The 20160-nt window shown below is 43.7% G+C and carries 18 protein-coding genes; 4 read left to right on the top strand and 14 right to left on the bottom strand.

All coding sequences use genetic code 11. The features are described 5' to 3' along the window. Positions 1-9: 9 nt before the first annotated feature. From ACFSN5_RS07315 to ACFSN5_RS07335, 5 genes are all read right to left on the bottom strand, one after another. On the bottom strand, positions 10-567 hold the full coding sequence (locus ACFSN5_RS07315) for a DUF3267 domain-containing protein (protein WP_165329494.1): 558 nt from the start codon (positions 565-567) through the stop codon (positions 10-12). Positions 568-1403: 836 nt separating this feature from the next. Beyond that, the gene (alaS, locus tag ACFSN5_RS07320; protein ID WP_165210036.1) at positions 1404-4022 is read right to left on the bottom strand and encodes an alanine--tRNA ligase; all 2619 of its coding nucleotides are present in this window, start codon (positions 4020-4022) and stop codon (positions 1404-1406) included. Between the two features lie 35 nt (positions 4023-4057). Then, the gene (locus tag ACFSN5_RS07325; RefSeq protein WP_165210034.1) at positions 4058-4558 is read right to left on the bottom strand and encodes an LURP-one-related/scramblase family protein; all 501 of its coding nucleotides are present in this window, start codon (positions 4556-4558) and stop codon (positions 4058-4060) included. A gap of 232 nt (positions 4559-4790) precedes the next feature. Further along, positions 4791-5870, bottom strand: a complete 1080-nt coding sequence (locus tag ACFSN5_RS07330) for a peptidyl-prolyl cis-trans isomerase (RefSeq protein WP_165210032.1) — start codon at positions 5868-5870, stop codon at positions 4791-4793. Positions 5871-5985: 115 nt separating this feature from the next. After that, a complete protein-coding gene (locus ACFSN5_RS07335; protein ID WP_165210030.1) occupies positions 5986-6693 on the bottom strand; it encodes an O-methyltransferase in 708 nt (235 codons plus the stop codon). A gap of 393 nt (positions 6694-7086) precedes the next feature. Between ACFSN5_RS07335 and ACFSN5_RS07340 the strand changes: the two genes are divergently transcribed. From ACFSN5_RS07340 to ACFSN5_RS07355, 4 genes are all read left to right on the top strand, one after another. Continuing rightward, positions 7087-7278, top strand: a complete 192-nt coding sequence (locus ACFSN5_RS07340; RefSeq protein ID WP_165210028.1) for a hypothetical protein — start codon at positions 7087-7089, stop codon at positions 7276-7278. A gap of 400 nt (positions 7279-7678) precedes the next feature. Beyond that, positions 7679-8434 carry a class I SAM-dependent methyltransferase gene (locus tag ACFSN5_RS07345; protein ID WP_165210026.1) on the top strand — a complete coding sequence of 252 codons (756 nt, stop codon included), beginning with the start codon at positions 7679-7681 and terminating at the stop codon, positions 8432-8434. Between the two features lie 12 nt (positions 8435-8446). Further along, positions 8447-8794: a cupin domain-containing protein gene (locus ACFSN5_RS07350; RefSeq protein WP_165329495.1), complete on the top strand. Its 348-nt coding sequence runs from the start codon at positions 8447-8449 to the stop codon at positions 8792-8794. Continuing rightward, positions 8787-9089 (top strand): acetate kinase, encoded by a 303-nt coding sequence (locus ACFSN5_RS07355; protein WP_165210022.1) that lies wholly within the window; start codon positions 8787-8789, stop codon positions 9087-9089. Before ACFSN5_RS07350 ends, ACFSN5_RS07355 begins: the two co-directional genes overlap by 8 nt. Before the next feature lie 206 nt (positions 9090-9295). Here ACFSN5_RS07355 and ACFSN5_RS07360 read toward each other — a convergent pair whose 3' ends face one another. The 9 genes from ACFSN5_RS07360 to trpE all read right to left on the bottom strand — a co-directional run bounded on the left by ACFSN5_RS07360 (position 9296) and on the right by trpE (position 19985). Continuing rightward, entirely contained in the window at positions 9296-11749 is a 2454-nt protein-coding gene (locus ACFSN5_RS07360; protein ID WP_165210020.1) for an FtsK/SpoIIIE family DNA translocase, read from the bottom strand. A gap of 800 nt (positions 11750-12549) precedes the next feature. Beyond that, a complete protein-coding gene (locus tag ACFSN5_RS07365; RefSeq protein WP_206222668.1) occupies positions 12550-12807 on the bottom strand; it encodes a bacteriocin in 258 nt (85 codons plus the stop codon). Between the two features lie 885 nt (positions 12808-13692). After that, positions 13693-14475 carry a tryptophan synthase subunit alpha gene (gene trpA / locus ACFSN5_RS07370; protein ID WP_165210017.1) on the bottom strand — a complete coding sequence of 261 codons (783 nt, stop codon included), beginning with the start codon at positions 14473-14475 and terminating at the stop codon, positions 13693-13695. 3 nt (positions 14476-14478) lie between these two features. After that, positions 14479-15687: a tryptophan synthase subunit beta gene (trpB, locus tag ACFSN5_RS07375; protein ID WP_165210014.1), complete on the bottom strand. Its 1209-nt coding sequence runs from the start codon at positions 15685-15687 to the stop codon at positions 14479-14481. After that, a complete protein-coding gene (locus tag ACFSN5_RS07380; protein ID WP_004229900.1) occupies positions 15684-16265 on the bottom strand; it encodes a phosphoribosylanthranilate isomerase in 582 nt (193 codons plus the stop codon). The genes trpB and ACFSN5_RS07380 overlap by 4 nt, the downstream gene beginning before the upstream one ends. Beyond that, positions 16252-17019, bottom strand: coding sequence for an indole-3-glycerol phosphate synthase TrpC (trpC, locus tag ACFSN5_RS07385; protein ID WP_165210011.1), 768 nt, complete (start codon positions 17017-17019; stop codon positions 16252-16254). Before trpC ends, ACFSN5_RS07380 begins: the two co-directional genes overlap by 14 nt. Further along, positions 17016-18020 (bottom strand): anthranilate phosphoribosyltransferase, encoded by a 1005-nt coding sequence (gene trpD / locus ACFSN5_RS07390; RefSeq protein WP_165210008.1) that lies wholly within the window; start codon positions 18018-18020, stop codon positions 17016-17018. Before trpD ends, trpC begins: the two co-directional genes overlap by 4 nt. 43 nt (positions 18021-18063) lie before the next feature. Next, positions 18064-18633 (bottom strand): aminodeoxychorismate/anthranilate synthase component II, encoded by a 570-nt coding sequence (locus ACFSN5_RS07395; protein WP_004226843.1) that lies wholly within the window; start codon positions 18631-18633, stop codon positions 18064-18066. After that, entirely contained in the window at positions 18630-19985 is a 1356-nt protein-coding gene (trpE, locus tag ACFSN5_RS07400; RefSeq protein WP_165210005.1) for an anthranilate synthase component I, read from the bottom strand. Before trpE ends, ACFSN5_RS07395 begins: the two co-directional genes overlap by 4 nt. Between the last annotated feature and the right edge of the window lie 175 nt (positions 19986-20160).

The following is a 20160-nucleotide window of genomic DNA, read 5'->3' on the forward strand; positions in this document are numbered from 1 at the left end:
CTTAGAAGACTAGCCCTGAAAAATCTTAATCCCCTCTTCGTTATTTTCTACTAGAATCTTATTGTTACGATATTTCCAAGTCATGATATACACATAGTAAAAATCGCCACTGCAAGCAGCCGCATGCAAGCTGACAATAAAGAGGTAAATGGGATCCGATAGCCAACCTAGTGCTAGAACAACAGTTAATAGGAGACTATTGATAATAAAAGGACTAGTTCCAATGACTAGCATTTTGCCCTTACTATAAAAGGAACCTGAGCAGGTAGTATAGAGTATGAAGAATCTCCAAATCACACCAAATTTAACCTTGCTTTTAGGCTTAAAAAGTTTGAAGAAGATACCATGAATGCCCTCATGCAGGATAAAGATAGTCATGATCAAAGCAATGAGAGCGAAGGGTTCCCAGGCCCTAATATTAAGGCGAATTCCTGAGCTACCAGTTACTATGGGAATAAGCTTAGCGAATAGATAAAGAAAAGGAAACCAGAGTAGGAGAGAGGCGAGATTCAGCCCTAATACCAGACGCTTATTATCTCTAATATTAATCTCTTGAAGTAAGGTCATAGATCTGCCCTCTTTCAGTTTATTTCACTTATAGTTTATATGATTGGGGTCACTTTAACAAGCTTCTACTGAAAAATTACTAAATTGAAAAAGTTCTGAACCAGAGGTTACAAGAAATCGAAACTAATTATCTTAGGACTTTTAATACGAGGTTCAAAGCTCTCTGGAAGCAGCCACATAACTGGTGGTTTTCGCTAACCAAAAAGAGGCTGAGACAAAAGTTCTCAGCCTTATTCTTTGGTCAATTTTATTTGCTAGGCACAGTGGTTGGGAGTAAGACTTGTTGGCTCTGCCAAGAAGTCTTTCCCATGCACAGTTATGAGGTGCTTTAACACCAATGAACCACTGCTGGTTGGATAATTCTTATCTTTGGGGGCAGTCCCATTTTCAGGTGCCCCCCTTAAACAGTCCACTGGACTGTTTAACTGCTACGCAAGTGATAGCTCCAACAGTTTAGGGAACTGTTGGAGAATGTCCAATTCTATGAACGTTAGTTCATATCAATCCCTAATCAACTGTGCGGAGGTGGGTTAAAAAGCTCTGGTAGAGCTTTTTAATCGGGAAATAAAGCTTGCAACGCAAGTGTCAAAATGCTCCAGTGGACTTTGGCGGTTTAGGTATAGACTGCCAAACGCCTGCCACCTAAAAACAGGAGAGTGGCAGAGCTCTGAGCCTTAAAATAAGAGAGCGAGGACAATCAAATTCTTCGAATGATTGATTTCTTATACGTAATCTTCAGAGATTACAATGCTTTGTGGGTGATTGCACAACAATCATCGCGGTTTGTCCCGCTTTCTTTTTATTCCTATTGCATTGAGACAGTCAGCTAACTCAGCTTAGAGCTTTTCGGCCACAGCGGCTAGAAGAGCTTGGATAGCTGAGGCGTCTGAACCTCCAGCCATAGCCATGTCTGGCTTACCGCCACCGCGACCTGAGACAATTGGAGCCAGTTCCTTGATGAGGTTGCCAGCGTGGATATCCTTAGCCTTGCTGGCGACAAGGACATTGACCTTGGCATCGATGCTCGCCGCTAGAACAAGAACATCTGAGTAATCCGCCTGTTTCCATTTGTCCGCAAATGTGCGCAGAGCACCAGCATCTGAAACCTCTACTTGACTAGCAATGTAGCGGATACCATGTGCCTCTTTGACATCCTTAAAGATATCGCCTGCTGCGGCAGCAGCGGCTTTTTCTTTGAGTTCTGCGATTTCTTTTTGCAGATCTTTAACTTGTTCGGTCAGGTTTTGCACCTTAGTTGGCGCTTCCTTAAGCTGGGGTGCTTTGACAATCGCAGCCACTGTCTTGAGGGCATCTTCTTCCTCACGGAAGGCTTCAAACGCTTGTTGACCGGTCAGGGCGAGGATACGGCGAGTACCTGATCCGATTCCTTCTTCTTTGACGATCTTGAAGAGGCCGATTTCAGAGGTATTACCCAGATGAGTACCGCCACAGAGCTCGATAGAATAATCACCAATGACAACCACGCGCACATCCTTGCCATACTTCTCACCGAAAAGAGCCATAGCTCCCATTTCCTTAGCCGTATCAAGGTCAGTTTCAATCGTCTTGACCGCAATAGCCTTCCAGATTTGTTGGTTGACCTCTTCTTCAATACGACGGAGTTCGTCAGCTGTTACAGCCTCAAAGTGAGTGAAATCAAAGCGCAGGAAGTCTTCTTCATTGAGCGATCCAGCCTGAGTCGCATGTTCACCGATGACATTGTGAAGGGCCGCATGGAGTAAGTGAGTGGCCGTATGGTTTTTCTCAACCGCATAGCGACGTTTGTGGTCGATTTCCAAGTGATACTCTGTACCGAGAGTCAATTCGCCTTCAACCTCAACGGTATGAAGGGCTTGACCATTTGGTGCCTTTTGCACATCTGTCACACGGGCTAGGACATGGCCAGCAACATCTGTGATGACACCATGGTCAGCTACCTGTCCGCCCATTTCAGCATAGAATGGCGTTTCTTCAAAGACAAGAAGAGCTTGACCCGAAGTTACTGAGTCTGCACGCTCGTTATCCACAATGATAACTGAAAGCTTACTATCTAGGACTTCCTTCTCATAGCTGAAGGTTGATGGCTCAACGATACCTGCGAGGGTTTCGTTTTGCATCCCCATAGAACCGCCCTTGACAACGGCAGCCCGGGCTCGCTCTTGCTGCTCTTTCATGGCAGCTTGGAAACCAGCATGGTCAATCTTATATCCAGCATCCTCTGCCAACTCTTCTGTTAGTTCAACTGGGAATCCGTAGGTATCATAGAGTTTGAAAATATCCTGACCTTCCAAAGTATCCTTACCAGCCGCTTTGAGATCAGCTAAGAGCTCTTCCAAGTGACCGCTACCAGCGTCAATGGTGCGGGCAAAGGTTTCTTCTTCACGTTTAACGATTTTTTCAATAAAGTCTTGCTTTTCCAACACTTCTGGATAGTAAGATTCCATAATCTTACCAACTGTTGGAACAAGTTTGTAGAGGAAGGTATTCGTGATACCCAACTTGCGTCCGTGCATAACAGCACGACGGAGGAGACGGCGAAGAACATAACCACGACCTTCATTACCAGGAAGGGCACCGTCACCGATAGCAAAAGAAAGGGCACGGATATGGTCAGCGATGACCTTGAAACTCATGTTGTCGCCGTCTGGATCGTAGGTCTTCCCTGAGAGCTTTTCAACTTCGCGAATGATTGGCATGAAGAGGTCTGTTTCAAAGTTAGTTTTAGCCCCCTGCATGACTGCTGCCAGACGCTCTAAGCCAGCACCCGTATCAATATTTTTACTTGGGAGTTCTTTATACTCTTTACGTGGAACTTTAGGATCTGCGTTGAATTGTGATAAGACGATATTCCAGATCTCGATATAACGGTCATTTTCGATATCTTCTGCCAAGAGACGTAGACCAATATGGTCTGGGTCAAAGTCCTCACCACGGTCGTAAAAGATTTCTGTATCAGGGCCTGAAGGACCGGCACCAATTTCCCAGAAGTTATCTTCGATTGGAACCATGTGACTGGGGTCCATACCGCAGGCAACCCAACGGTCATAGGTATCCTTGTCATCTGGATAATAAGTTACATAAAGTTTTTCCTTAGGAAAGGCAAACCAGTCCGGACTAGTTAAGAGCTCATAGCCCCACTCAATCGCCTCATCACGGAAGTAATCTCCGATTGAGAAATTCCCCAGCATTTCAAACATAGTGTGGTGGCGGGCTGTCTTACCAACGTTTTCAATATCGTTAGTCCGAATAGACTTTTGCGCATTGGTAATACGGGGATTTTCTGGAATGACAGAACCATCAAAGTATTTCTTGAGGGTAGCGACCCCAGAGTTAATCCAGAGGAGGGTGGGATCATTGACCGGCACTAGGTTAGCTGATGGTTCTACGGCATGACCTTTGGATTTCCAGAAATCAAGCCACATTTGACGAATTTGTGCAGAAGTTAGTGCTTTCATGAGTATTTATAACCTTTCTATATCTTTAGTCTTAGTTAATTAGCAGCTGAGTTAGCTGCTCCCCCAGATTTCCGAGCTTTTACATAATCAATCGCTACTGTTAAAGCGATGACTAAGTCTGAATAAATTTCGTTATACACCTCAATATTATAGGTTGAAGTCATACGCAGCCATTCCTGTGAGATGCGGGCTACAAGCTCCCCGTTCTGCAGCAGGTTAAAATTCATCTCCCAGAAGTTACCCTGAACTTCCATATTCAGATTTTCGAGAGAATAGTGGGGTTTAAAGAAGGTAAAATCCCTCTTGATGGTAAAGCTTTGACCATTGGCTAAATTGACCTGAAACTTGGGCAAAAAACTCCAGAATTGCTTATCAAGCTTACCTATCAGGTTTCCCTGCATATCCATGATTTTAAAGGTCTTGGGAATTTTGAAGAGGCTGCCCTCGACCTGATAGGCTGGCATCCCTAACTCGTCATTAATGGTAAATTTTCCACCTAAGGACCACATTTTTTGTTTAATTTGAAATGTTTTCATACAGATTCCTCGATATCATAAGAAATTATAAAAAGACAAGTTCAATAATGGGGAGGGCGAACATGGCCGCGGTACCACCTCCATTTAATGAACTTGTCATTCTTCATTAACTATTTCGTTTTGAAATTGAGCAGCATGGTTAGATTACCTGTCTGGCTCGCAGCAACCGCCAGATTTCTGAACAGGTCAATTCTAAACAATTCTCAATTTTATTTTTCCGTCTTAAACTGTCTTATTTAGACTTTTTAGAACTTGAAGCTGTGCTGCCGTCTAAACCATAGTTTGAAAGCAGTGAGCTGTAGGTCTTATCTTCAATTGTGACGTTGTATTCTTTGAGCAATTTAGCGATAACGTTATTGGTAAACTTAGAATCGCCAATCTTTTTGTTGACGTAAATTTCTGTCAAACGTTTCTTATAAGATTTCCAATCAGGATTCTTTTCATTTTTAGCGGTTACTTTGACAACATAGTAACTCTTAGAACCATCGTTACCTTCGGATTCAATGACATCTGATACAGCATTATTGTCCAACTTGAAGGCTGCCTTTTGGACATCTTCTGGTGGAAGGTTTTGGGCTGCATTGGTGTCGGAAGATGTTCCAGAATCGAAGGAGACATTTTCCTGACCACTATTATCTTTAGCGATTTGGCTGAAATCAGCTCCGTCCGCTGCAGCTTGATCATGCAGGTTAGAAGCCTTATCCTTATCATCTGTCTTGATGTAGCTGACAGTAATTTCTGGATTATAATCCTTATAAAGTTCTTGCAATTTCTTGTCGTTCAAATCCTTCTTAGCAGCATCCCTAAAGGCATATTCCTGCAAAGCTTGAACGCGAAGATTTTGTTTGAAGGTATCTGTTGTCAAGCCATTTTGTGACAAGAGGGTAGTCAACTGATTTCCGTATTGCTTAGCGTATTGTTGATACTTGTCATTAACCTTGTCGTCAGAGACCTTCTTACCATACTTGTCTTCCAGCATTGTTGAGAAGATTTTTTGCAAGAGAGCACTCTTAGTTGCATCTGAACCCTTAGAACTTTCATAGAGATCAGCAACCGTGATAGTCTTGCCCTTCATCCGAACCAGAACAGTTTCTTGGGAAGGACGACTATTCATATAAAGATAGGTCCCTACACCACCGATAGCCATAGCTAAAACAAAGGTCAGGAGACTGCGGAAAACCTTGCTTCCAAAGATGGTCGCAAGAGAATTCCATAAACTGCCTTGGGTTTTCTTCTTTTTCTTTCTTTGGTCTTTTCTAGCACGTCGGTTTTTATTTTTTACTTCATCCTGAAATGCTTTTTTATTCGCCATATTCTACTCCTTCTTATTGGGAACTGGAACAAAAATCGGTAGTGCAGCACAATCGATTTTGTATCCTGCCCCAAACATTAACTCACCTATTATAACATACTTTCTTCTATCTTGCCTAGTCTGGAAGAGTGACATCTATAGCATTTTTGCGAATCAGCAATAGGCCATCACTAATCGGTAAGAGACTAGCTGTCAAATCCGGATTATTCAAAGTGGCATCCATAAGCCGTTGGAGACCGCGGTAGATGGTTCTTTGTCCTCGCTTAACCTCTGCAATCGGCTTGGCTAAATCGCCTCCCTGAAAAACATCGTCAATAACGATGACACCGCCGACTTCCAGCCGCTCCAGAACTTGGGGTAAAAAGACGATATACTTAGATTTGGCTGAATCCATAAAAACAAAATCGTATCTGTCCCTTAGTGTCGGTAGAATATCGAGGGCTTCTCCTTCTAACAACTTGATCTGCCGCCGACTATCGTACTTGGTTAGATTTTCCTTAGCCAAGCCCAGCATTTCTTCATTACGTTCCAACGTTGTAATTTTAGCTTCAGGTGCATATTGAGCCATAAGAAGAGCCGAGAAACCAATGGCTGTTCCGATTTCTAAAATAGATTTGGGAGCTAGAGCCTGCATAAGAAAGCGAAAATAAGCCACCACCTCTGGTTGGATGATAGGGATATTTTCCTGATGGGCAAAGTCTGCCAGTTCTCTTAGATGTCCTGTCTCCTTTTTCTGATGTGTCCGCATGTAGCGAACAACTTCTTCTTTGACTATGGGACGGCGCATATTGTGATTAGCATTTTTACTGTACGTTTGAACCATGATCCTATGATAACAAAGGCAAGAGGGATTTGTAAAGACAAGTAAAAGGGAAATTCTAAGAAACTGTATTTACAAGTTTAAATTCTTAGCGTTAGCTGGAAAAAGCGACCATAAGGTCGCTCAAAACAGACAGTTGCCGCCGTGGTAAAAAGACGATTGTCCCTATTCAATCAATCGTCGAAGGGATTTTCAAGACCCTAGGCTTGAAAATGAGCAATGAAACTCCGTTAGGAGGTCGCTTGCGTCCCTACTACATAAGACTAACTGTCAAAAAATGTGAGTACAAGTTCTAACAACCGTGCTTTTCCTTATACTTTTACTGTTTGAAAAGGCCCTCAGCGCTCTCACATGCTATAATAAAGTAACGGTATGTTTAGAAAGGAAAAACTACTTATGAATAAAGGATTTGAAGCTTTCAAGAATACTCTGTCAACCGAGAGCCTCAAGGCTATCTACGATGAGACAAAAATTGAAGTGGCCGATGAAGAAACAGAAGGAACTGAAGCCTTTTCACTGGCATTAGCCACGCAGTACGCCGTTAATCTGGTTGAAAAATACCAAGAATGGCTAAATAAGGATAAATAAGTCATAAGGAGTTTAGGACAGTTAAGTTCTAAACTCTTTTGTAGTTCCTAAGCGCTTTTTGACACTCCGAAAGCAAGATAAGGTCGTGATTTCATAGACATCAATTTTTCAAATAAGCCTACTTCTACCTGCCGACCCTAAATGCTCTATTAGTTTTTTTTGTAATGATTCCAATGAATGGATTTATCCAGTAAATGCTTACTGGGCTGACTTCTTTTTGTTAGAATGAAGGTCTAAACCTAAATATATTTCTAAAAACTGAGTCGGTCTACGACCCTGCATAACTTACAAGGCCTAGGGGAGCTTTTGAATTCAGAAATAAACTAATGAAGTTCCGTTCATTTGATGGGATAAGCAAGGCGAACCTGCCCTTAGTATCTTGAATAAAGGAGTGAGGTAAATGGCACAAAAAGAACTAGGTCATCATTTCTTAGCTAGACTTGGGAAAAAGCGGCTGCGTCCTGGTGGCGTTACAGCTACTAATTGGCTAATTGAACAGGGACAGTTCAGCAAGGACAAAGAGGTTCTAGAAGTTGCCTGCAATCAGGGAACGACTGCTATTGATTTGGCTCAGAGGTATGGCTGCCATGTCATAGGAGTTGATACCGATACTGGGGCCTTGGAAAAAGCTAGGGAAGCTGTTGCTCAGGCTGGTCTTGAGAAATTCATTCAGGTCCAAGAGGCTAATGCTATGAAATTGCCCTTTGATGATAACTCTTTTGACATTGTTATCAATGAGGCTATGCTGACTATGCTCCAAGACAAAGCCAAGAAGCGGGCAATCATGGAGTACAGACGCGTCCTAAAACCGGGAGGCCTATTGTTGACACATGATGTTGCCTACGAGGATCCTCGATTGGAACAGACTTTAGAAAAGCTGAGAACCACCATTAATGCTAATGTCCAGCCCCTTCAAGTCAATGATTGGAAAAATCTTTATCAGGAAATGGGGTTTAAACAGGTACAGACGACCTACGGCCAAATGTCCCTGATGTCTCTGTCAGGAATGATCAGAGACGAAGGCCTTGGGGGAACGTGCAAAATTTTCTACCGAGGTATGAAAAAGGAAAATCGTCAGCAGTTTTGGAAGATGTACCGCTTTTTTAACCAAACAGGGAAAGATCTGCGTTATATCGCTGTAGCCAGTCAAAAATAAGGAGGAAATATCATGCGTTATATTGATAAATTAGAGCCTGCACATATTCTGGATTTAACCAAGGAAGTTCCTATCGCTGAAGAGCAAATGCTCAGTAAAACTCTGGTTCAGCGCCAAGACTTGGGAATGACTCTCTTTTCTCTGGATAAGGGGCAGGAGATTGGCCGCCACTCCTCACCAGGTGATGCTATGGTCAATATTTTATCGGGAACTGCTAGGATTACCATTGCTGAAGAAGATTTCGACGTCACGGCAGGTCAATCAATTATTTTACCTGCCAATATTCCCCATGCCCTCTTTGCTAAAGAGGCCTTTCAGATGCTGTTGATTGTTGTTAAACCGGAGGCTGACCATGATTGAGTCATTTCCAAATTTGGTTCATTACCATGAGCAGCAAATTGCCAGTCGCTCGCTCAGCCAGAAACTAGGATTGGAGCGAGCGGTCACGCTCTATGCTTTTGATCAAGGAGAGAGCATCAGTCCAGAGGTCAGCACAGCCGATAAACTCTTACAAGTATTAGAGGGCAGGCTGCTGCTGTCTTTAGATAACCAGAAAATCAAACTGGAAGCCGATAGTTTGGTCGCCATCCATAAAGGACAGGTAATAGCCCTAGAGGCTGCTAAGCCGAGCAAACTGCTACAGATTGATTTGTGAGACTCTTTAAAATTCAAACAGTAGAGCTTGATTCTTGAACAGATTTATAAGCTAAGCTTGTAAAAAAGTAAGGGCAGTTGCCACTCAGGCACCATCTCTCTATTTTTTGAATTGCTCTTGCTGCTACCATATACAAAAAAACACGAGGCTAGAACAAATATTCTGCCTCGTGTTAACTTATTAGATAGAGCTGTTTGCTACAATTTTTATTGGTTTGTTATCAAGACCTTGCGCGGCTTAGTTCCTTCGGCTGGGCCGATAACACCTGCTTCTTCTAATTCCTCCATTAAGCGAGTCGCTCGGTTAAATCCAACAGACAGTCGTCGTTGGAGCATAGAAGCCGAGGCTTTTTGCGTTTCCAAGACTAGAGCTCTGGCTTCAGCAAAGAGGGGATCTCCTTCGGAAGCACCGCTGCCTGAGCCAGAATCACCATCATTTTCGGAAACTTCACCGGGATCAAAGCTGTGATCATAATCCGCTTCAGCTTGGTCCTTGATAAAGTCAACAATCCGTTCCACATCATCGTCAGAGATAAACGAACCTTGCAGACGAATAGGGTGATTTTCATCAATCGGCTTAAAGAGCATATCCCCCCGACCAAGCAGCTTTTCTGCCCCATTTTCATCGAGAATAGTCCGACTGTCTGTACCTGACGAAACCGCAAAGGCAATCCGTGATGGGACATTGGCCTTAATGAGACCGCTGATAACATCAACGGATGGCCGCTGGGTGGCTAAAATCATGTGAATACCAGCTGCACGCGCCTTCTGTCCCAGACGGATAATAGCATCTTCAACTTCCTTGCTGGCTACCATCATCAAATCAGCCAGCTCATCCACAATGACAACAATGAGAGGCAAAGGAATCTTCTTCTCCTCAGACTGAGCATTGAAGGACTCAACCTTAGCATTGTAACCAGCAATATTGCGAACACCGACATGACTGAAGAGCTCATAGCGGTTTTCCATCTCATCAACAACTTTTTGTAGAGCCTTGGCAGCCTTACGAGGGTTGGTCACAACAGGAATTAGGAGGTGGGGAATATCATTGTAGACAGAGAGCTCAACCATCTTAGGATCAATCATCATGAATTTGACCTGATCCGGACGGGCCTTCATCAAAATGCTGGCAATAATACCGTTGACTGCAACAGACTTACCAGAACCGGTCGAACCAGCCACCAGAAGGTGGGGCATTCGCGCCAAGTCAAAGCTACGCGCCGTTCCATTGACAGCCTTGCCAAGCGGAACCTCCAAAAGTTTGCTAGGATTAGTCTTGGCCTGCTCCCAAAGTTCACGGAAGGTAACCGTCGCAATTTCCGAGTTAGGGACTTCGATACCCACTAGAGATTTTCCAGGAATAGGCGCTTCAATCCGCACGTCTTTGGCTGCCAGAGCAAGGGCCAGATCGTCCGCCAGATTGGAAATGCGGTTAACCCGAACCCCAACAGCTGGCTTGATTTCATATTTGGTGACGGATGGTCCGATTTCTGCCCGTTCAACACTAGCCTTAATACCAAAGCTGGCGAAGGTTTCTTCCAAAATCTTGATATTTTGGCGAACAATCTTTTTCTCTTTGGTTTGGTTCTTAGGCTTGTCAGGAGCGAAGAGATCAATGGTTGGCAACTTATAAAGCAGATGCTGTTTAGGAGTGAAATCAACCTGAACAGGTTCATCATCATCTTCTTGATCTTGGGTTTGATCTAGATTGGAGCTGGCTGCTTGAGCTGATGCGGAAGCTGGATTTTCAGCTTCTTCCTCATCAGGATAGTGGAAGTGATAATTCTTGAAGTCCTGCTGAGAATAGCTGTCCTGAACTTCTTCATCATATCCTCCCAGAATTTCCGGCTCAGTTTTCGGAGTGGATTGAGCTAGGTCTGATGATAGGATTTCGCCTGTTTCAGGATCAATTAGGCCAGCAAAGTCATCATCCTTTTCCGGCTGACTTGCTTCTTGCTCCTTAGCTGCCTGAGCTTTAGCTTGGACCTTGGCCTGGCGCTTTTGCTCGCGGCGCGATTCCATTTGAAGGCTGGTTTGGTCGATCTTATCACTGAGACTGCTGCCGGTCTTTTTAAAGAAACGCATAACGTCATACACATCCCAGGAGCTCATCAGATAAAGACCGAGGACGATAAAGAGTCCGCCGATTAGATAAGAACCGATGTTAGAAAAAAGAAAGACAACTGGCTTGTAAAGGACAGCCCCAACCATGCCACCGCCTAGGAAATGGGTGACATCCACATTTTTGAGGTCTGCCGTTGCCAAACGAAAAGTCCCTTCAAAGATATCACGTTTCTTCATCACATCCATAGAGAAGAAATAAGCATGGAAGATCAGCATGAGGCCGGCCATAGCAGATATGTAGCCTGACATAAAGCCTGCATGCTTTTGCAGCCATTTCCCTGCAAAGAGGTAAAAGAGCACGCCAAAAATAGCTGGATAGGCCAGACTTCCAACGGCTAGACGAATGAGGTTGTAAGCCGTGATACCAAAAACTCCCAAACGAATAATTGCAAAAAAAAGAATAAAGGCTGTCAAAAAGGCAACTACCATTTTGCGAACAGCTTTTTTATGCTCTCTTTCCTTCTTGGTCGGGCGGCTGTTTTTCCTACCCTGTCTCTTATTTTTTTTAGCTGATTTTGTTGATTTTGCTTTTGCCATAATACCACTATTATAGCATGTTTTATGAGATTTGATGAGGAGAGATAACTACAAAAAGGCCGGAAGAAAATCCAGGCCCTTTTGTTTATGAAGGTTGAGTTGATCGGCACAGACATATCTGCGCCCAGTTATTCTTAGAATGAGCAGTCTGTTATTGGAAAATCTTGGCTTAAATTCTAAGTTGCCAAGTTCTAATGCAGTTGGGCAGTGCTAAGCGGCATGCAATGATAGGTGTCATTCAAACTGCTATTATTTATTACGTAAATAATAATATATCGCCATCACAATCAAATAGAGCGGTAAAGAACCCGAAACACAAAATCTAATCTTTTTTGATTTAATACTTTTAAGTCCTCGATCAGCTAAAAAAAAAACATAGCAATAATAACTATTGCATTAATGATATCAATTGGTGTTTTCATTTTAGTCCTTACTTTTGATAAATTATATAGCTATTCTCACATATTAGGTACATCTAACATTTAAAGGAGACCACCTTTATTGACGTTCGCTCCAAGATAGCCACCTGATACTACACCAGCAATCGTTCCCATAATAAAGCATTCCATATTGTTATCCTATTTTTATATATTAATCTCACTTGAATTTAGGCGAAAAACGTTGTATAGATTGATAAAACAATTAATATAATAAAGGAAATCCAGGCTAAAATTTGTTTAGTCCTTCCCTTTTCCATTGGCCTGATTACAAAATAACTGAAAATCCCCAGCATCAATAATAATATAAATGGGATTAAATACTTGAGTGAAATCATTTCTATTGTACCTCTATCCAATTTATTACAACCAAGATGGCGTACCAGGTATATGAATTGAATTTCCAAATTCAGATCCAATACCTCCGCCAATAGCACCTCCAATACCTGCACCCCAAGCAAGTCCAGCAACTGTACCTCCTCCAGGTTCAGCAACTGTGCCAAGTGCTCCGTCAATCATACCACCAATTGATTCTCCAAGTACAGAACCAGCTCCTCCAAAGACCCAACCTAATACTTTTCCTCCACCTTCGGTCTCAGAAAGAACTTCCATATTCGCCAACGTGTATTCCTCAAATGCCATTGTGTCTAAAGTACTGTGTTCATAAAAAGTTTTCCTTTTTAAAAAATTATGTGGCTATTTTAACGCTTAAAGTTTACTTATGCAAGGAAATTTGAAATATTTAACATCAAAGGTAATCTTTTGAAAAAGAAGAATAAAAATTCTGGTTATTGTTATCGAATTTTTTAGAAATACAAGAATGAGAAACTAAAGATAGGAAAACTATATTTGGCAAGAATTCACCCCACTTCTTGATTGGTATCCAAAAAAAGAAACAATTGATAGTCAAAATAATCAAAAACAGACACGGCGACAAGATGCAAGCAGTACTTTTGTACAGCTAGTTAAAGTCAACGATGTATCACCTGAATTCTCAACGGATATATGACGTTTGAATACCTCCAATATTACTACCATTGACCCCCTCCAAAATAAAAGCAGCTCAAGAAGGAGATGGCTGCTGGTTGAGCCTCCTGTCAGTTAGTTTACAGGAGGCTATTCAAGTTGTATTGAGGAGAGCATTTTAATGCCAAGTTTAAAACCTTACAAAATCATGATTCATCCCTATCGCAACGAGTAGGAATCGTTTGGATAGGTTCTGAAATAATTTACGGACTTTGCGGACTCATCATTTGCAAGGTATTAGAAACTGTATTCACAAGTTAGCATCAGCTGGAAAAAGCGACCATAAGGTCGTTCAAAACAGACAGTTGCCGCCGTGGTAAAAAGACGATTGACCCTATTTAAGTCAATCGTCGAGGGGATTTTCAAGACCCTAGGCTTGAAAATGAGCAATGGAACTCCGTTAGGAGGTCGCTTGCGTCCCTACCACATAAGACTAATTGTCAAAAAATGTGAATACAAGTTCTTAGTTTCCAAATCAATCTATTTTTCAAACTGGCTGGCTGCTTGGATAAAGTCTTCTACTGTTTTGGTTTGGCCAGCATGAAGGTCGCAGACGATTTTTGAGCCAACAATGACACCGTCGGATACTTGATTGAAACGGGCAACATCTTCCTGACTGGAAACACCAAACCCTGTCAGCACTGGAATATCGGCCATGGCTGATAGACGCTTTAGATGCTGGTCTAAATCTTGACGGTAACTTCCTGATTTTCCAGTTACCCCATTGATGGCAACTGCATAGATAAAGCCCTGAGCATCTTTGATAAGCTCTTTCTGGCGTTTGAGACCGGTCGTTAGGCTGACAAGGGGAACGAGGCTAATATCACTATCGACCAGATAGGGTTCGACAAAATTAGCGTGCTCATGTGGCAGGTCGGGAATAATCAGCCCCTTGACAGAAGTTTCAGCCAAGTCTGCTACTAATTTTTCCACACCATATTGGTAGACCGGATTAAAGTAGGTCATTAAGACCAACGGTATTTGAAGACGTTGCTCCTGCAATTTGGCAACAATGCCGTCAAGTGTGGTACCGTGTGCTAAGCTGCGCAAACCTGCTTCTTCAATGACTGGACCGTCTGCGACAGGGTCTGAGAAAGGGACACCGACCTCAATGGCAGAAGCTCCTGCTTTTTCTAAGAGGCTTAAGGTCTCGAAGAGACCGTCCAATCCCTTATCGTGGTCACCGGCCATGATATAGGGAAGGATGAGACCTTTTCGAGCATTTTTTATAGCTTGCAGGTGGTTGGTTAATGTCTTTGTCATAATCTACTTCCCTTCTTTCTCAGCTTCCAAGCGCTCTTTAACCTGTGAGACATCCTTGTCTCCACGCCCTGATAAACAGATGATTAGAGATTGATCCGGCTGCATGGTTTTCGCGACTTTTTGCGCCAGAGCGATGGCATGGCTGGATTCCAGAGCAGGAATAATTCCCTCAAGACGGGAAAGCAATGTGAAACCTTCCAAGGCTTCCTGATCCGTAATGGAATCATAACTGGCACGGCCGATTTCATTGAAGTAGCAATGCTCAGGTCCAACACCTGGATAGTCCAGTCCTGCTGAAATAGAGAAGGCTTCCATTATCTGCCCATGCCTATCCTGTAAGACATTCATCAAAGCGCCGTGCAGCACGCCCGGACGTCCCTTAGCAAAAGTTGCCGCATGCTTATCGCTGTCTAGACCTAAACCGGATGCTTCTGCACCGTAGAGGGCAACTGACTCATCATCAACAAAAGGATAGAACATCCCGATGGCATTGGATCCACCGCCAATACAGGCCATAACAGCATCTGGCAGCTTACCGCCAGAAAGCTGGGCAAACTGACGTTTAGATTCCCGACCGATGACGGATTGGAAATCACGTACAATTTCAGGGAAAGGAGCTGGGCCTAAGGCTGACCCCATGATATAGTGGGTATCGTCAATATTGGCTACCCAAGCGCGCAGGGCTGCGTTGACCGCATCTTTAAGGACACGAGAGCCATCTGTAACTGCCTCAACTCTGGCTCCCAGCAGTTCCATGCGGAAAACATTGAGGGCCTGACGTTTGACATCTTCTTCTCCCATGTAAATGGTACATTCCATATCAAAGAGAGCTGCCGCCGTTGCTGTAGCTACTCCATGCTGACCGGCACCGGTTTCTGCAATTACTTTTTTCTTCCCCATACGCCGGGCCAACAGCACCTGACCGAGGGCGTTATTAATCTTGTGGGCACCGGTATGATTGAGGTCTTCGCGCTTGAGGTAAATCTTGGCTCCGCCAATATGCTTGGTCAGGCGTTTGGCATAGTAGAGCGGGGTCTCACGGCCAACATAATTTTTGAGCAATTGATCCAATTCCGCTTGAAAATCTGGATCATCCTTAGCCTGACGGTAGGCTTGATCCAATTCCAGAACGGCTGTCATCAGTGTTTCGGGGACAAATTGACCGCCGAAACTGCCGTAAAATCCTTTAGCATCTGGTTGATTATAGGTCATTGTTTCACACTTTCTATAAATTCTTTAATCTTGCGAAGATCCTTCCTGCCCTCGGTTTCAACTCCTGATGAAACATCGAGGGCGTAAGGATGGAAGGCTGCGATAGCCGCTTGAGCGTTGCCGCTGTTAAGACCGCCAGCAATGAAAAAGGGCTGCTTAACTTGGCTAGTATCTAATTTTTGCCAATCAAAGGTTTTCCCAGAGCCAGCCAGAGGAGCGTCGAAAAGCAGGTAAGCGGCCGAACTCCTGACTGAGTCCGCTGAATTGCTGACCTGCAAGGCACGGATAACCGGTACTGAAACCTGACGGATCAGGGAATCGGGAAAGTCCCCATGAATCTGGACCAGATCGAGAGGGACAGCTGCAATGGCGGCCTGCAGTTCCTCTAGACTGGGAGAGACAAAGACACCCACCGTCTTAACCCTTTCGGGGACAGCTGCTGCTAAATTATGAGCCTGAGTCAGAGTCACCTGACGCTTGCTGGGAGCAAAAACAAAGCCGATATAATCCGCACCGCTGGTGACGGCCCTTGCTACTGCTTCTGGGTCGGATAGGCCGCAAATTTTAACCCTTGTCAATTCTTAGCTCCTTTATCTTGTCTGCAACATTGTCAGCTGCCATCAGGGCTGTTCCTACTAAGATAGCATTAAAGTAAGGAGCAACTGTCTGCGCATCTTCTTCGGTGCTAATGGCTGATTCAGAAATGTAAACAGGTCCTTCTTTAAAATGGGTGGATAGCTGCAAACTCGTGTTGATATCCGTGTTAAAAGTGACTAGATTGCGATTGTTGATTCCAATAATCTTTGCACCAATACGGTGAGCAGCCTCAAGTTCTGGTAAATTATGCGTTTCCACTAAAACTTCCAAACCTAGGCCCGTCGCAAAATCATACAGTTCCTTTAAACGTCCCTCTGACAGGGCTGCTACAATCAATAGAATCACCGTTGCTCCAGCATTTCGGCTGCGGATAATCTGCTTTTCATCAATGATAAAATCCTTAGCCAGAGTCGGAATAGCCACTTGGCTAGAAATTTGTCGCAAATAATCTAGATGTCCCTTGAAATAAATCTCATCTGTCAGTACAGAAATCATAGCAGCACCATTTTGTTCGTAGGTCTTAGCTTGAGCCACAATATCAACACCCACATTGATATCACCGAGGCTGGGACTGGCTTTTTTGACTTCGGCAATGATTTGCAATTTGTCTTGGTGACCCTTGAGAAAATCATAGAAACGATAGGCCTGACGTAAGGGGTGCAGTTCTTCCATGGTAAGCTGGGCAACTTCCTTGGCTTTTTGCTTTAGGATGGTGGGGAGAAATTCTTGACTCATACTTGTACCTCTTGTAACTGGTGAAGCTTGGCTAGAGCCAAACCGTCAGCTAGAAGCTGACGGGCTAGGGTTACGCCGGCTTTGATACTGTCAGCTTTACCATTGGCATAGAAGCCCAAGCCTGCATTTAGGACGGTCGTCTCTAGATAAGGACTCGGTTCATTGTTTAGGACGCTGAGCAAGATTTGAGCATTGTCTTTAGCATCACCGCCTGTGATATCGGCCAATTCAACCTTATCCATGTCCAAATCTTTATAGGTAAATGTGTGCTGGCTGATTTTACCGTCTTCTAATAAAGTATAGGTATTGGTACCATAGAGGGCAGCCTCATCCATATTGTCAGGTCCTGTAATGACTAGGGCACGTTTGCGGCCCAGCTGCTGCAGTGACTGAGCAACTATGTCCTGCAATTCTACACGATAGAGCCCCATAAGCTGAGTTTCTAAATCCAGCGGATTAGCCAGAGGCCCTACCAAATTCATAATAGTTGGAATCCCCAGTGCCTGTCTGGCTGGACCAATGTAACGCATGGCTGGATGCATGGTTTGCGCAAAGATAAAGGCTAAGCCTGCCTCATCCAAAGCCTTAGACAGAGTTTCAGGTTCTGCTGCAATGTTAATCCCTAATTCTTCCAGAACATCGGCTGAACCTGATTTAGATGAGACCGAACGATTCCCTGCCTTGGCCATGCGGACACCGCCAGCTGCTAAGATAAAGCAGGCTGTTGTCGAAATATTGAAACTGTAGGATTGGTCACCGCCAGTTCCGCAGTTGCACATGGCATCCTCAAAAGTCTGAGGAAGCTGGGCTGCTCGATTTTTTAGAGCCTTGACCACCCCTGTAATCTCCTCTGGTGTTTCAACCTTAATTTTCAAGCCTAACAAGAAAGCGGCGATTTGTGCTTCTGACACTTGACCCTGCAAGATATTTTCAAAAAGTTCCTGAACTTCTTCTTGATTTAGGTCTTGTCTCTGACTTAATTTCATAAAAATCTCTTTCATCTGTTGTTCTCCTCTTACATTTTATACGTCTACTGTTTGCTTCTTACTCTTTGGCTGAAAGCTTGACAAAGTTTTCAATCATTTTCAAGCCATCCGGTGAGCCGATACTTTCCGGATGGTATTGGAGACCGTAAATGGGCAGTTCCTTATGCTGCATAGCCATGATTTCATGATCATCGCTAGTGATGGCCGTCACTTCAAAATCCTGAGGCAGGTCTTCAACGACTATTGAGTGATAGCGCATAATAGGTACGCCGTCTGCAATACCTTCAAAAAGAGGAGAAGGTGCTTGCAGTTCCAGAGGCGATTGCTTCCCATGTCTCACATTTTTAGCCAGCCCCAGTTTACCGCCAAAACTCTCAGCAATAGCCTGATGTCCCAGACAGATACCCAGTATCGGCTTTTGTCCAGCAAAGTCCTTGATCAGACTTTCCATTTTCCCAGCATCAGCTGGCCAACCGGGACCTGGTGAAAAAACTAGGGCATCAGCTGTTTGCGCCTCTTGATACACGTTTTCAGCATCATTGCGCAGCACTTTAACCTCTGCGAAAGTCCCAAGATACTGAGCTAAGTTATAGGTAAAAGAATCATAATTATCAATCAGTAAAATCATTGGGCATCTCCTATTTTTGTCATAGCCTTGGCCTTATTGATTGTTTCGTAAAATTCATTCTCAGGCTGACTGTCGTAAACAATACCAGCTCCAGCCTGAACGTAGGCCTTGTTATTTTTGAGAATCATTGTCCGAATAGCAATGGCAAAATCCATATCGCCTGTCGCAGATAGGTAACCGATGGCACCGGCATAGATTCCCCTTTTTTCTTTTTCCAGCTGATAGATACGCGTCATAGCACGAATTTTAGGAGCACCTGATACGGTTCCTGCTGGTAAGGTTGATTTTAGAGCATCAATAGCTGTCAGTTGAGACAACAGAGTTCCTTTGACAACACTGGTCAGGTGCATCACATAGCGAAAATATTCCACTTCCATATACTTGGTCAGCTTAACACTGCCAATCTCAGCAATCTTACCGATATCATTGCGGCCTAGATCGACCAGCATACGGTGTTCGGCCGTTTCTTTGACATCACTGGCTAAATCTTTCGCTAAGGCCTGATCTTCTGCTTCATCCTTACCTCTGGGACGAGTGCCGGCAATCGGATTGGTCACGACCTGACCGTCTTTAACGGAGACTAAACTCTCAGGACTGGCTCCGATAATCTGATAATCTCCGAAATCATAGAAATAGAGATAATTTGACGGATTGGTCACGCGCAAATTTCGGTAATAATCGAGCGGATCTCCTTGAAAATCGCTGGAGAAGCGCTGGCTGATCACACATTGGAACATATCTCCCTGACGAATAAGTGTTTTAGCCTTGGTGACCATAGCTTCAAACGTTTCCTTTTCTAGGTGGTTCTTAAAATCCAGTCGGTGCAGCTCTTGCGGGCTGAATTCATTCGGAGCCTGAGTCTGCAAATCCTGAATGACCTGTCCCAATGCCTGACGGCTAGCATCATTATCACGGCCGCTGTAAATATTATCCTCTACCACATAGACCTTTTCCTTCTTGTGATCAAAGACCAAATATGACTCATAAATAAAGAAGTGCATATCCGGTGTCCCGATAGTGTCTTGGGGAATCTGACCAATATTTTCATAAAGATTCATCATATCATAGCCAACAAAACCGATGGCGCCGCCGCCAAAAGGAAGGGCAGATTGATTCGATTTAAGTGTTACGGCGCTGAGATAATCAAGCGGATCATCATCAACTACTATTCCGTTTTTTAATAAGCGGCCTTCTTCAAAACGCAGTTCAAAAACGGGATTATAGGCCACAATTGAAAAGCGGGCATTTTCCTTTTCGCGGGGAATAGATTCCAAAATGACCTTATGCTGACCTTTAATGCGCATATAAGCTAAAATCGGGGTCAGCGTATCTGCCGGTAAAATTTTTTGCATAATGATTCCTTTCTGTCTATGTGATCGGAGACCGGACAAAAATTCGTCCAGTATTCCTGTTTTGGAATAAACTTTTGACGCAGGCGTCAGCAGGCTTTCTTTTGGCTACAAAACTAAAGCGGAAAACCTAAACAAATGTGATGAACATCGTTCATTTTATTTCCAACCTCAAAAG

This window comes from Streptococcus tangpeifui (assembly GCF_044503215.1).
Taxonomy (GTDB): Bacteria; Bacillota; Bacilli; order Lactobacillales; family Streptococcaceae; genus Streptococcus; species Streptococcus tangpeifui.

Coding starts and splice junctions, on each gene's coding strand:
- ACFSN5_RS07360 (WP_165210020.1), bottom strand. CDS start 11,749: ATGGCAAAAGCAAAATCAACAAAATCAGCTAAAAAAAATAAGAGACAG.
- trpD (WP_165210008.1), bottom strand. CDS start 18,020: ATGAAAGAGATTTTTATGAAATTAAGTCAGAGACAAGACCTAAATCAA.
- ACFSN5_RS07340 (WP_165210028.1), top strand. CDS start 7,087: ATGAATAAAGGATTTGAAGCTTTCAAGAATACTCTGTCAACCGAGAGC.
- ACFSN5_RS07350 (WP_165329495.1), top strand. CDS start 8,447: ATGCGTTATATTGATAAATTAGAGCCTGCACATATTCTGGATTTAACC.
- ACFSN5_RS07355 (WP_165210022.1), top strand. CDS start 8,787: ATGATTGAGTCATTTCCAAATTTGGTTCATTACCATGAGCAGCAAATT.
- ACFSN5_RS07395 (WP_004226843.1), bottom strand. CDS start 18,633: ATGATTTTACTGATTGATAATTATGATTCTTTTACCTATAACTTAGCT.
- trpB (WP_165210014.1), bottom strand. CDS start 15,687: ATGACCTATAATCAACCAGATGCTAAAGGATTTTACGGCAGTTTCGGC.
- ACFSN5_RS07325 (WP_165210034.1), bottom strand. CDS start 4,558: ATGAAAACATTTCAAATTAAACAAAAAATGTGGTCCTTAGGTGGAAAA.
- alaS (WP_165210036.1), bottom strand. CDS start 4,022: ATGAAAGCACTAACTTCTGCACAAATTCGTCAAATGTGGCTTGATTTC.
- ACFSN5_RS07335 (WP_165210030.1), bottom strand. CDS start 6,693: ATGGTTCAAACGTACAGTAAAAATGCTAATCACAATATGCGCCGTCCC.
- trpE (WP_165210005.1), bottom strand. CDS start 19,985: ATGCAAAAAATTTTACCGGCAGATACGCTGACCCCGATTTTAGCTTAT.
- ACFSN5_RS07330 (WP_165210032.1), bottom strand. CDS start 5,870: ATGGCGAATAAAAAAGCATTTCAGGATGAAGTAAAAAATAAAAACCGA.
- trpA (WP_165210017.1), bottom strand. CDS start 14,475: ATGACAAAGACATTAACCAACCACCTGCAAGCTATAAAAAATGCTCGA.
- ACFSN5_RS07345 (WP_165210026.1), top strand. CDS start 7,679: ATGGCACAAAAAGAACTAGGTCATCATTTCTTAGCTAGACTTGGGAAA.
- trpC (WP_165210011.1), bottom strand. CDS start 17,019: ATGAGTCAAGAATTTCTCCCCACCATCCTAAAGCAAAAAGCCAAGGAA.
- ACFSN5_RS07315 (WP_165329494.1), bottom strand. CDS start 567: ATGACCTTACTTCAAGAGATTAATATTAGAGATAATAAGCGTCTGGTA.